The sequence below is a fragment of the Enterococcus sp. RTP21361st1_A6_RTP21361_211029 genome, from assembly GCF_040910045.1.
In the GTDB taxonomy this organism is placed as follows: domain Bacteria; phylum Bacillota; class Bacilli; order Lactobacillales; family Enterococcaceae; genus Enterococcus_D; species Enterococcus_D gallinarum.
The window spans coordinates 16,663-27,861 of record NZ_JBDGBK010000041.1; the positions used below are offsets into that span (position 1 = coordinate 16,663).

10 protein-coding genes and 1 rRNA gene are annotated in these 11,199 nt (G+C 39.8%); 1 reads left to right on the forward strand and 10 read right to left on the reverse strand.

From position 1 onward, the window contains the following. Positions 1-2: 2 nt before the first annotated feature. From AB5Z52_RS09065 to AB5Z52_RS09085, 5 genes are all read right to left on the reverse strand, one after another. Positions 3-761, reverse strand: a complete 759-nt coding sequence (locus AB5Z52_RS09065; protein WP_003126738.1) for an ABC transporter ATP-binding protein — start codon at positions 759-761, stop codon at positions 3-5. Beyond that, entirely contained in the window at positions 758-1,708 is a 951-nt protein-coding gene (locus tag AB5Z52_RS09070; RefSeq protein WP_368243394.1) for an iron chelate uptake ABC transporter family permease subunit, read from the reverse strand. Before AB5Z52_RS09070 ends, AB5Z52_RS09065 begins: the two co-directional genes overlap by 4 nt. Continuing rightward, positions 1,705-2,652, reverse strand: a complete 948-nt coding sequence (locus AB5Z52_RS09075; protein WP_003126740.1) for an ABC transporter permease — start codon at positions 2,650-2,652, stop codon at positions 1,705-1,707. The genes AB5Z52_RS09070 and AB5Z52_RS09075 overlap by 4 nt, the downstream gene beginning before the upstream one ends. Positions 2,653-2,803: 151 nt before the next feature. Further along, positions 2,804-4,168, reverse strand: coding sequence for an FAD-dependent oxidoreductase (locus tag AB5Z52_RS09080; protein ID WP_003126742.1), 1,365 nt, complete (start codon positions 4,166-4,168; stop codon positions 2,804-2,806). Then, positions 4,165-5,625, reverse strand: coding sequence for a helix-turn-helix domain-containing protein (locus tag AB5Z52_RS09085; RefSeq protein ID WP_003126743.1), 1,461 nt, complete (start codon positions 5,623-5,625; stop codon positions 4,165-4,167). Before AB5Z52_RS09085 ends, AB5Z52_RS09080 begins: the two co-directional genes overlap by 4 nt. Positions 5,626-5,784: 159 nt before the next feature. Between AB5Z52_RS09085 and AB5Z52_RS09090 the strand changes: the two genes are divergently transcribed. Then, on the forward strand, positions 5,785-6,897 hold the full coding sequence (locus AB5Z52_RS09090) for an SLC13 family permease (protein WP_003126744.1): 1,113 nt from the start codon (positions 5,785-5,787) through the stop codon (positions 6,895-6,897). 54 nt (positions 6,898-6,951) lie between these two features. On the opposite strand, the gene AB5Z52_RS09095 is transcribed toward AB5Z52_RS09090, so the two are convergent. From AB5Z52_RS09095 to rrf, 5 genes are all read right to left on the reverse strand, one after another. Then, positions 6,952-7,653 (reverse strand): class I SAM-dependent methyltransferase, encoded by a 702-nt coding sequence (locus tag AB5Z52_RS09095; RefSeq protein ID WP_003126745.1) that lies wholly within the window; start codon positions 7,651-7,653, stop codon positions 6,952-6,954. Further along, positions 7,646-8,650 carry a zinc-binding alcohol dehydrogenase family protein gene (locus AB5Z52_RS09100; RefSeq protein ID WP_003126746.1) on the reverse strand — a complete coding sequence of 335 codons (1,005 nt, stop codon included), beginning with the start codon at positions 8,648-8,650 and terminating at the stop codon, positions 7,646-7,648. Before AB5Z52_RS09100 ends, AB5Z52_RS09095 begins: the two co-directional genes overlap by 8 nt. 67 nt (positions 8,651-8,717) lie before the next feature. Then, on the reverse strand, positions 8,718-9,881 hold the full coding sequence (locus AB5Z52_RS09105; RefSeq protein ID WP_256926301.1) for a hypothetical protein: 1,164 nt from the start codon (positions 9,879-9,881) through the stop codon (positions 8,718-8,720). Continuing rightward, positions 9,874-10,755, reverse strand: a complete 882-nt coding sequence (locus tag AB5Z52_RS09110) for a hypothetical protein (protein ID WP_003126748.1) — start codon at positions 10,753-10,755, stop codon at positions 9,874-9,876. The genes AB5Z52_RS09105 and AB5Z52_RS09110 overlap by 8 nt, the downstream gene beginning before the upstream one ends. A 169-nt stretch (positions 10,756-10,924) precedes the next feature. Continuing rightward, positions 10,925-11,040: ribosomal RNA gene (rrf, locus tag AB5Z52_RS09115) — 5S ribosomal RNA — on the reverse strand. Between the last annotated feature and the right edge of the window lie 159 nt (positions 11,041-11,199).

Genomic DNA, 11,199 nt, shown 5'->3' on the forward strand with positions numbered 1-11,199 from the left:
TCTTAATTAAAATAATAACAAAAGCGCTGTCCATCCACTTCGACTATCTTAACTTCTAAGTCATAAAGTTCTTTTAAAACAGGCTCTTGGATCACTTCTGCAACTGTGCCTGTTTTGAACAAACTTCCTTCTTTCATCGCTACGATATGGTCTGCATATCTGGCAGCAAAGTTGATGTCATGCAATACGATCAATACGGTTTTCCCATGATCTTTGACTAATTTCTCCAATAAGTGCATCAACTGATTGGCATGTTTCAAATCCAAATTATTCAGCGGTTCATCCAAAAGGATATACTCGGTATCTTGGGCAAGAATCATCGCCAAATAGACCCGTTGAAGCTGCCCACCAGATAATGCATGGATCGAGCGTTGCCGAAATGATTCTAAAGATAAAAGTGTTAATGATTCTGAAATGATTTGTTCATCTTCTGGCGTTGATCGTCCCCGATTATAGGGAAACCGACCAAAAGACACCAGTTCTTCTACGGTCATATCAACCGTAAAACCGTTACTCTGTTGCAAAAAAGCGAGATTCTTAGCTAATTCTTTCGAACGCCATTGTCGAATCTCCTTTTCTTTGAAATAAACTTCTCCAGTAGTCTGCTCCAACATGCGGCTGATAATCGAAAGCAATGTACTTTTTCCGGCACCATTTGGACCAATAAAGGCAATCAATTGATTTTCCGGCAACTGCAAGGACAAATCAGTCAACACGCGCTTGTCTTGATAACTCTTTTCGATTCCTTTTGTTTCAATCATTGTCCTTTCCTTTCTTTGACTAGTTTTCCTAAAAAGAAGATTCCGCCTAAAAATTGAATCACTGTATTGATCGTTGTGTTCCATTGAAAGACTTGCTCAACAAAAAATTGGCCGCCGACTAGTAATAAAAACCCTAAAAGTGCTGATCCAACAAACAATGTGCCATGTTTATATGTTGGAAATAACTGATAGGCAATCGTTGCCACGACAAATCCTAAAAAGACGGATGGTCCTACTAAAGCAGTAGCAGTCCCCGATAATAAAGACAGCAAGAAAAGACAACTCTTCTGGATCATTGAAACCGATAGGCCTAAACTTTTTGCATTTCGAACACCCAAGACCATAACATTCAATTCTGGAATCAATAGCGATAATCCAATCAGCCCAATTAAAATAATTCCAGCAGCCAGTAATAAATGCTGACTATTGACATTGCTAAAACTTGCAAATAGACGCCCTTGCAACAAATCATATTCATTGGGATCCATGATGACTTGAAGAAATGAACTGATACTAGTGAACATAGTACCGCTGATCATTCCCGCCATCAGTAATAGAAACAATTGATTATTGGCTTTTTTATAAAAGGTCTGAATGATGACACTGCTTAATGTCCCGGTAGCTAAAATCGAAAACAAAAAAACGAAAGGTGTTTCCTGACTCAACATGCGGATTCCTCCTAAGAAGAAAAATAGTATCGTCTGGATCAGCACATATAATTGATCCAATCCTAAGATACCGGGAGTCAGATACCGATTTTGTGTCAGTGTTTGTAAAGTGATCGTGCTAAACGAGACAGCTATTGCTACTAAGCCAAAGGCCACTATTCGCTTTCCCCGTAATTGCAGTGCGAAGGACCAATTGCCATATGTATTGTAGGTAAGGTATGCGCCAACAGCTATCCCGATGAGTATGAACAAGAACGTATAACGCCGGATAATTCTCATACCATTTTTCTCCTCATCAATAAGACTAGAAAGCTAATACCGCCAATCGTTCCTGCTACAACGCTGACCGGCAATTCATATGGGGCTATTAAAATCCTTGCTAGCAAATCACACAAGAGCAAAAAGGCACTGCCGGAAAAACTGATCAGAAAAAGGTTGTTTCGAACATGGTCTCCTGCAAATAAAGCAACGATATTAGGGATGATCACACCAAGGAATGGAACACTGCCTACTAAAAGCAAGACCACACTACTGGCAAAAGCAACCAGTGCAAATACGAGCAAGCGTAAAACGTGGTAGTTGATGCCAAGATTTTTTGCAGCTGTCTCTCCTAACCCGGCAATCGTTATTTCATAGGCAAGGAAATACAAAAGAGCAAAAATTGGTAGTGTCAGATAAATCAATTCATAATTGCCCTCGATCACGGTAGCAAAGTTCCCCTGTAACCAGGAAGAAACATTTTGCACAAGTTGAAAGCGGTACGCAAGAAAGGAACTGACTGCGCCAATCACATTCCCGAACATCACACCCGTTAAAGGCAAAACCATCGGATCTTTCTTAGGGATCAAGCGACTTAGCCATAAAAATAGCAAAACCCCCGCATAAGAAAATAAGAAAGCAGCGGTTGTTCGCAGGAGTCCAGATGCATTGGGCAGCCATAACATGACGATCAAGATCCCTAGGCGGGCACTGTCAGTCAAACCGATCACGTCTGCTGCAACAAATTTATTTTGCATCAGATGCTGAATGATTTTTCCACATAAGCTCATGACAGCCCCTGCAAGCAAGAGACTAATCGTACGAGGAACGCGTACTTTCAGCAATATCATCCAATGACTCTCTTCTCCTGCCATTAAACCAGCTAAAGACATGTCATGTGCGCCCACAAATAAAGACCCAGTGATCAACAAGAGAAGCAAAATGGCCAGACTCATTTTTCTCATATACTAACCCTTTCTAATGAGAACGATTCTCATTCTCTCTAGTTAGTTTAAGCGATTCCGCTTTTAATGACAAGGCTTTTTGCAAAAAAAAAGATAAACCTACTCTTAACGTAGGTTTATCGAATAAAAAAACTTTTAATATATAACACATTTAATTCACATGAGATTTCAAGAGACCTTCGATGGCCAATTGATTCAAAAAGTGCAGCGGAAAAGATATCGTTGGATTGAAAAAGTAATCCATCGTAGCCAATTGATCAAGAGTCATGTAAGATGTGATCAACGTAGAGACCGTATTGATGATCTCCAAACTGCCGCGATCGCTTGTAATGATCTGCCCTCCCATGATTACTCGTGTTTCCTTGTCAAATACCAGTTTCAATGTCACTTCAAAATTATTTTCTACTTCGAAAAACGTACGTGCATGGAACGTACGTGTGACAGAATCGACGTCAAAGCCATAATAAGGTGCTTCCGTTTCATTGATTCCAGAGCTGCTCACAAAATATCCAAAGAGCTTGCTGACCACTGTGCGCTGCATTTTAGGAAAAGGGATTTTTTTTGCAGACAAAATATTTGTTGCCGCGACGATACCGGTTCTATACGCATTGGTCACCAGCGGTACATAGAGTGAACTGTCTGAATGATTGAATGGGATCGAGACTAAGTCGCCGACAGCATAAATGCTTGGATCGGAAGTTTGCAAGAATTCATTGGTGTCGATCGTCCCATCTGGGTTCAACTTCAGAAAGTCAGCGACCAGGTCAACATTCGGTCTTGGATTGACTGCATAGACAACGATATCCGCTGGCAAAAAAGTGCCATTGGCAAGTTCAATTCCCGCCAGCTCTCCGTTCGTAGTTTGTTTTGCTGCGACCACGCTGCTGTTCAGATAGATTTGTAAATTTTCTGGAAAACGTTCGATCAAAATCTGAGAAATCTCTTGGTCGAAGTAGCGGAAAAGCAAAGTATCCATCCGATCAATCAAGAAGACCTCTTTATCCTGTCCACTTAGTGATTCCGCTAATTCAAAACCTATCAGACCGGCACCCACAATGGCCACTTTCTTGGCTTCCTGTACTTTGCTTAGAGCTGCTCGAGACTGGGCAATCGTTTTGTACGTGGTAATGTGCTCTTTGACTTCTTCCGTAAAAGCATTCCGAAAATTACTGGACCCCATAGCTAAAATCAAATAATCATATGAGATCGTGTCTTTTTCGACACAACTAGCCGTTGATGTTTCAAAAGAAACGTTTTTTTCTGCCGCTGCAATCTTTACGACGCGGCTATTGAGCATCACATTGATCCCTTCTGACAGTAATTCACTGGCAGTAGCAGTGCGGGAATCTTCTAGACGCTCAATATATCCCTCTAATACTAAGTTCAAACTGCTAGCGATATAGCCCAATACATTGGATTTTTCAATGATGATCACTTCAATTTTATCATCCATCTGTTTTAAATGACGGGCTGCTGCTATACCAGCATGAGAGCCTCCAATAATGACAATCCTCATAACTTCTCCAACTCACTTTCAAGATTTTCCCTTCGAATTTCATCAATCACTTGATGCAGCCGTTGCTCTTCAAAACGATCGATCACACCTGTCAAGACCAGGAGCTTTTTGTAGTGATAGTTTTCGGCAATCTGCGGTTGATCCACAATCAGCAGATCATAATCGGTTGCTTGTGCAGTTTCCACCTGCATGTAAGGATACCCAGAAAGCTGTTTGGCCAAAAACCGCCGCAAAACATCCGTACGTAATTGATTTTGAGACAGCAGAACACCGATTTTCAGCTCTTTTTGTTGTTTCTCTTGCAACCATTCAATAACAAACGACAAATCATGGATGAGCTTTCTCTGTTTCTCCTCAGAAAAAGGCCCAGTGGCTTGTGCCAATGTTTCAACTGCTTGATTCGCTACTTCCGTGATGGTTCCCCGCAAAAAATGCGGAGGAAAATCGGCAAATGAAGTCAACGAGCCCTTCAAGTAGCGTGCTCTAAGAACGATGATTGCTAAAAAACGACTGATTTCTGGATAATGAACTTGTATATCAAGAGATTCATCCGCAAAAGTTTTCATCAATACTTGACTCTCAGCGGCTAAATCTAGCATAAATTCCGAATCAGTGTCCTGCTGGTGATCCATGACTACTAATCCTTCCATCATCAAAAACAAATAGAGGTAAACAGCTTCGTAGTCACTCCACGAAATGGCAAAACGGCTGAGATAACGTCCTAAAATATTTCGTAGCACTTGAAAAGTAGGATCATTTTCTACTTGTTTTAAGAGGCCTTTCGATGACTCATGTTGCTGGGAACTCCTAAAATCGAAACGGGCTTCCATCAAACCAAACCATAAGACCAATTTCCAATTATTCCGTGGATCAATTGATAAGCCAAGTTGCTGTTCAATCACCCGAATCAAGTTTCGAATAGCTGGACTCTTAAAGGTTTCATTGATTTTTGCTAACGGATAACTCTGCGAAAAAAACGAATAAAAGAAAAAGCGGATTTGGCGCTCATCGCCGATCAGTTTCTTATTTTTCAATTGAAGACTAAATTCCTCCAACAAGTGATTGATCGATTTGAAATGACGAAAAAGCGAGGCCTCGCTAAGCGTCAAATCCAACATGAGTTTCGTTGTCGATCCTTCGCGATGGAAAAAGAGATATTCAATAATTTGAAAATCCACCGCTTCTGATAAATACGCATAAAAAAAATGCTGAATAGAAAAATCAAGCGGTAATGTTAAATGCAAACGATCATTCTCTTTTGTTTCTAACAATGCCTCTGCATGGAAAACAGAAAGATTGTCACTCAAATGCTGAATCTCCTTTTGGAGCGTCGGTGAAGAAATGGATAACTTATTTGCAAGAGTTTTATAGGAAATTTCTGAACCATGCTGAAAGAAGATGGTCAATATCTGAAAATGGACTTGCTGATTTTTTTCTAATAGTTGCATCAAATTCATCGATTCTGCTCCTTTTTCATTCTAGTTCTAATTTCCCAATAAACGCTTCGTTTGTCAACCATATTGAGCGATAGGATTTCACAGTATATGTCAAAACCGAGAATATTTCTTTGCTTCTCTAAAAGAGTCCATGGTAAAATTTGAAAGAAAGGAGCACGCATGTTAAAAAAAATATTCTTCTTTTTCCAAAGCGATTTATTATTTTCGATTTCTTTCTTTTTGGCGCTTGTTGCGAGTTCATTTGGACGTTTTGATGTCCACTTTATTGATTTTCAAGTGATTTTGACCTTGTTTGGTCTCATGCTGACTATTAATGGGCTTGAAAAAGCCGGTTTGTTGAATTTCATTGGTCAACGTTTGCTCTCTAAGAGTCATTCTCTCCGAGCACTGATTCGAACGATTGTTTTATTAAGTTTTTTCAGCTCGATGGTACTAACGAACGATGTGGCGATCCTGACTTTACTACCTATGTATCTTCTGATCACCAAAGGCATTCAGGAACAAAAAAGCGTTCTTCTCGGCGCAGTTTACCTGATTGTAGCCGCTAATTTAGGCAGCAGTTTATTTCCCTTTGGGAATCCGCAAAATCTCTTCTTGTTTTCTTTTTATAATTTACCTTTGACTACTTTTTTGCAAACGACAGGTATGATGGTTGTCCTATCATTAACTCTGTTAGTAGGATCCATTCAATTATTGCCAGCATCCCCTCTCATCATCAAAAAAACCACGCATTTTTTTGAGAAAAAATACATGGTACTTTATCTTGGTTTAATGGCACTGATGATTTTGGGAATCTTTCATGTCGTTCCTTTCGTCCTCTCGGCATCGATCGTAGCATTCGTGGTCTATTTTTTTCAAAAAGAGCTCTTTCGTTCAGTGGATTACCGTCTCTTAGTCACATTCGCTTGTTTCTTTGTGATTATCGGAAATATCAACGAACAAGACAAGTTGATTGAAATGATCCAACCCTTCTTCCAAAAAGAACAACAAGCCTTTTTAGGCAGCATCACCCTTTCTCAGGTGATTTCCAATGTCCCAGCAGCGATTCTGATTGCTCCTTTTACAACCTACAAGAAAGCTGTTTTGTTGGGGGTAAATGTGGGTGGCTTGGGCACATTGATTGCTTCGTTAGCGAATTTGATTGGTTACAAATTGATCAAGCAAGCTCTCCCTCAAGAACAAAAAAGATTCCAACACAAGTTCTATATGGTGAATATCCTTTACTTATTCATAATCGGTTCAATCGGCTATCTCTATTTAGGGATAGGCTAATAGACACTAGTAGGCAAGCAGCTGTCCCTGAATATACAGGACAACTGCTTGCCTTCAAACGATTAGGAGTTCATAATCGATCTCCGTCTTACTAATTGCTTTTTTCTTTTCTCTAAAAAGGGAACGGCTTAGCTGCAGCAATTCTGACTGTGGAATATCCAGTTGAAAATAGCGGTAAAAAAATTCCCGATCAATGATTTCTTCATAAGCATAAGAAAAAAGATGAGTAGAAAAACTGATTTGTTCTTCCAGAAGCCATTTCTTATAGACAGAAAGTAGCTTTTCATCTTTGTGATCGTTCTGTTCCAGTGGTTGAAAGATATTTTCTTTGGTCCGAACGATCCGCAAAATCAATAAGCGACGACTTTTTTCTACCAGAGAAATCAGCTGATCTTTCTCGGTCAACGCTGGATTCATTGCAGTAAATATCAAGGGATAGGTGATCTTATCAGCAAGAAACTCTGCTTGTGTTTGCAGTCGAAAGTCTACTTTTTGTTGAGGATCTTTTACATAACGTCTAGCTGCTTTCAACATTTCCACTGAAAAATCAATGGCCAAATAACGCTTTGTATCAGGTAAAATCGCTGGAATATAGCGGCCACTTCCCGCAGCTAAATCAACAAAAGAGCTTATTGGCAAAATTCCGTTTGTCTTTAAAAATGTTGCTAGATCCTCAGCAATCGTTAATTGTGATTCTTGCTGGATCTCTGCATATTCTGCCGCAAAATCATCCCAAAATTCTTGTTCCTCACTCATGGAATCCTCCGGAGATGACTACCTTCCCTGGACTGCCTTTTTCTACTAATGCGGTTGCTTCAATCAAATTTTCGATCGTCAGGCCTGTTTCAAAACAGGTGGTGATCGTAGAATGGATTTTTTGTTCATTGACTAGATCAACAATTTTTTTTAAGATCGCTCCTTGACTAGCCAAATCCACTTGATAATCGGTTTTTGCAAACATATATTCCCAGTAAAAGTCCACTCCGATATTTTTAAATGGGTTAAGATCTAATGGACCGCGCGTATTAACGATCATTCCGATTTTACCAAATGGGCGGATCAATTGAGCAAATTGATCGATGTAATCGGAAATGTCATAAAAGACAGCAATATAGTCAAAGGTGGTTTCAACCTGATCTTGTAGCGGGTAATGGTAATCGAGTGGGTGCGCTACCCCATTTTTATCTAGCCATTCATGATTTGTGGGGCTGGCAGTGCCATATACTTCAAGCCCGGACCAATGTGCCAGCTGGGCGGCAATCGATCCCACTCCACCACTTGCATTGATGATCAATAGTTTTCCTTGATTGGCTTTTTCTTTAGGAATCAACCCAAATTTCTCAAATAGAAGTTCCCAGGCAGTGATACTTGTTAAAGGCAATGCTGCCCATTCCGCTAAATTTTCTAAAGAGACTTTCGCTACTAAGCGTGCATCCACCGCTTGATATTTCTGGTTCGCCCCGTCTCGCTGTGTTGTTCCACTGTACATCACCGGGTCGCCCACTTGAAATTCTGTGACCTGATCGCCAACTTTTTCAATGATTCCGCAAGCATCATATCCTTGGATCACGAAATGACCAGATTTGGTCGTCGTTTGGCGACGCTTCGCATCAATGGGATTGACCGATACGGCTTCAACTTTTATCAATAGATCATTTGCTCCTATTGAAGGCATGTCCAAATCTTTCGTTTGAAAAACATTACTGTTATCTAAAGGCATTCCCTCATAAAATCCGATCGCACGATTCAACATTACATCATTCTCCTCTCCTAAAAAAAGCTAAAATAACCTTAATGATTATTTTAGCTCTTATGCTTGTTTAATGCGAATAACTAGGTACTACTAATGGAACTAAAAATTCGTAAGAAGTGAAGAAATCTAACAAGGAACGTTTTCTTCGATCTGAATCAATAAACAAATGGGTCCGATCATCAGCCATCCGAATCGTCAAGCGTTGTTTTTTATCTAAGAAGATCTCATAGTCTTCATACTCTGCTTTGACAAAATCATAGCCTTGATTTTCCATCGTAGTAATAAAGATTTGGTCCAAAATGTCTGTTGTGATCGGAAACTCAGTCTCTAAATCCACTGCAAGTTCTTGCGTATTATCAATGAGACTTGGTGAAACCATAAATGAAGATGCGCGAAATTGAGTTAAGAGTAAATTGATATCGTAATTAAACAGTGACAATTGATTGACCGTAAATATTTTATCTGTATACCATTGCCGCAATAGATATAAGATTTGATGGTCGTTGACCCGCACTTCTCGTGTGTCAGAATAAATCGTGAGTAGCGGCAAGTACTGTGATTCATATTGAGAATTGATCGGATTTAATTTAAAATATAAATCCATTGCTTTTTCCTCATTCAATTGAAACTTCACCAAGAAGTGCTTTGTTTTCCAAACATCGTAGTTGTCGGTTGGCATCAATCCAATCGATCGCAAGGGTTTCAAGAATTCATAAGCATAGTATTCCAGTAACGTCTTTTTTGCGATAATTGAAATATCCTGGTTGCCAATGATCAATGTTTGGTAGTGATGACATAATTCATCAAAATCAGCTTCCATAATGGCTTTGCGTAAGCGCAAATCTGCTAATTCAATTTCTGCTTGTTCAATCAAGCTTTCAATTCTTTGGTGATCGCTTTCTTTGGTTTCATAGTATTCATCATAAGGTTCTCCAGGTTCTCCAGGTGCTTCAGGTGCTTCAGGTATTTCAAGCTCTGCAGACTCTGTAGAGTCAATGATTAGCCTTTCGCTATGGCCTTCTTCAGCAGATTGTTGGTACAAGTCTTCCTGATCAATTGCCGTTGCTTCAAGCTCATCCGATTCTATTTCAACTGTTTTTAGTTCATCAGCGGCGGTTGCCCACTCATTTGTTTCCATTATTTCCAGTTCGCTCTTTGACGTAGCTGTTTCGCGAATCCCATCTTCTGTTTGTTCTTTCATTAGGGGCGTTTTTTCTTCCTCATTATTCATCTGCGATCGACTCCTCTCCTAGATAGCTCATTAAGAAAGCTTGCAATCGTTCGTTCATCTCTTGCAACGAACCAAAATAGTGATCGATTTGACGAAATTCTTTTTCGACGATTGCCTTTTTTAAGCGCAAGGCGTGATATTGCTGCATTAATCGTTCTTTTTCAAGAAGCACGTCTTGTTCGTTTTGGGAATAGCGAGACCATTCTTTTTGTTTCGCTTCTACTTTTTTTCGTTCTTGGACTAATGCTTCTAATTCCTCATCGATTTTTCCGCGATTAAAAAATCCTTTTGATTCTGACAACTCGTTTTCACTACGCTTAATGCGATCGATCTCCTCTTGCAGTTTTTGAATCTCGGATTGAGCCGCAATGGCTTTGGCGTCTAAATTATCCATCTGTTGTTCAATGGCTGTCAGCATATCACGATTGCCGCGTTGAAATTTACGCCACTCATCATCAATAGCAGGAATCACAAAGATTTCTGGAACACTGGCATCAATGCCAATTGTCGGACGTTCATGGTAGTATTCACCTATTTTATAATAATGAACCGTAGGTGAAATTCGATCGGCATGTATCATGAATGGAAAAGTAGCGACAAAACTGTCATGGATTTTCCGCGCCAGCAACTCATCGATTTCATGATTTTGATTGGATGTTTCTTTCAATTCTTTGTGCAGGCGGCCATTGTAGATTCGATAAATCTCCGGAATGTCTTCCTTTTCAATCGCTGTTTCGAACGCTTGCAGGTCTTGAAGCATCTGACCAATATTTTTTGAAGCGACTTCTTTGATTTCTGTAAATGGAACTGCCGACGACGTTTCGTTACGTTCATTGTCTACTGGATCCTGTTCTTTTTTAAGCTCCTCAGTCATACTATCCCTCCTAAAAACTCTTCATAAACAGTGTATCATTTTTTCGCAAAAAAAGTTATTTTAAGTCACCTAAATTTTTTGCACCATGTTTTTGGCAGACTCATCGCTGATCCCGTTACTTTTAAACAAAAAAAAACCTTATATCAAATATTTGATATAAGGTTAACTTGCGTGGCGACGTCCTACTCTCACAAAGGGAAACCCTTCACTACAATCGGCGCTAAGAAGCTTAACTTCTGTGTTCGGCATGGTTACAGGTGTATCCTTCTCGCTATCGCCACCACACTATTCAATTGAGTAAGTATTGCTCACTCAAAACTGGATCGAAGAATCAAAACTCTTCCGAGTTTCCTTGCTTTTTTCAATTGTGGTTAAGTCCTCGATCGATTAGTATCAGTCCGCTCCAACCATCACTGGCCTTCCACTTCTGACCTATCTACCTGA

Coding starts and splice junctions, on each gene's coding strand:
- AB5Z52_RS09090 (WP_003126744.1), top strand. CDS start 5,785: ATGTTAAAAAAAATATTCTTCTTTTTCCAAAGCGATTTATTATTTTCG.
- AB5Z52_RS09065 (WP_003126738.1), bottom strand. CDS start 761: ATGATTGAAACAAAAGGAATCGAAAAGAGTTATCAAGACAAGCGCGTG.
- AB5Z52_RS09075 (WP_003126740.1), bottom strand. CDS start 2,652: ATGAGAAAAATGAGTCTGGCCATTTTGCTTCTCTTGTTGATCACTGGG.
- AB5Z52_RS09100 (WP_003126746.1), bottom strand. CDS start 8,650: ATGTTGAATCGTGCGATCGGATTTTATGAGGGAATGCCTTTAGATAAC.
- AB5Z52_RS09110 (WP_003126748.1), bottom strand. CDS start 10,755: ATGACTGAGGAGCTTAAAAAAGAACAGGATCCAGTAGACAATGAACGT.
- AB5Z52_RS09095 (WP_003126745.1), bottom strand. CDS start 7,653: ATGAGTGAGGAACAAGAATTTTGGGATGATTTTGCGGCAGAATATGCA.
- AB5Z52_RS09070 (WP_368243394.1), bottom strand. CDS start 1,708: ATGAGAATTATCCGGCGTTATACGTTCTTGTTCATACTCATCGGGATA.
- AB5Z52_RS09105 (WP_256926301.1), bottom strand. CDS start 9,881: ATGAATAATGAGGAAGAAAAAACGCCCCTAATGAAAGAACAAACAGAA.
- AB5Z52_RS09085 (WP_003126743.1), bottom strand. CDS start 5,625: ATGAATTTGATGCAACTATTAGAAAAAAATCAGCAAGTCCATTTTCAG.
- AB5Z52_RS09080 (WP_003126742.1), bottom strand. CDS start 4,168: ATGAGGATTGTCATTATTGGAGGCTCTCATGCTGGTATAGCAGCAGCC.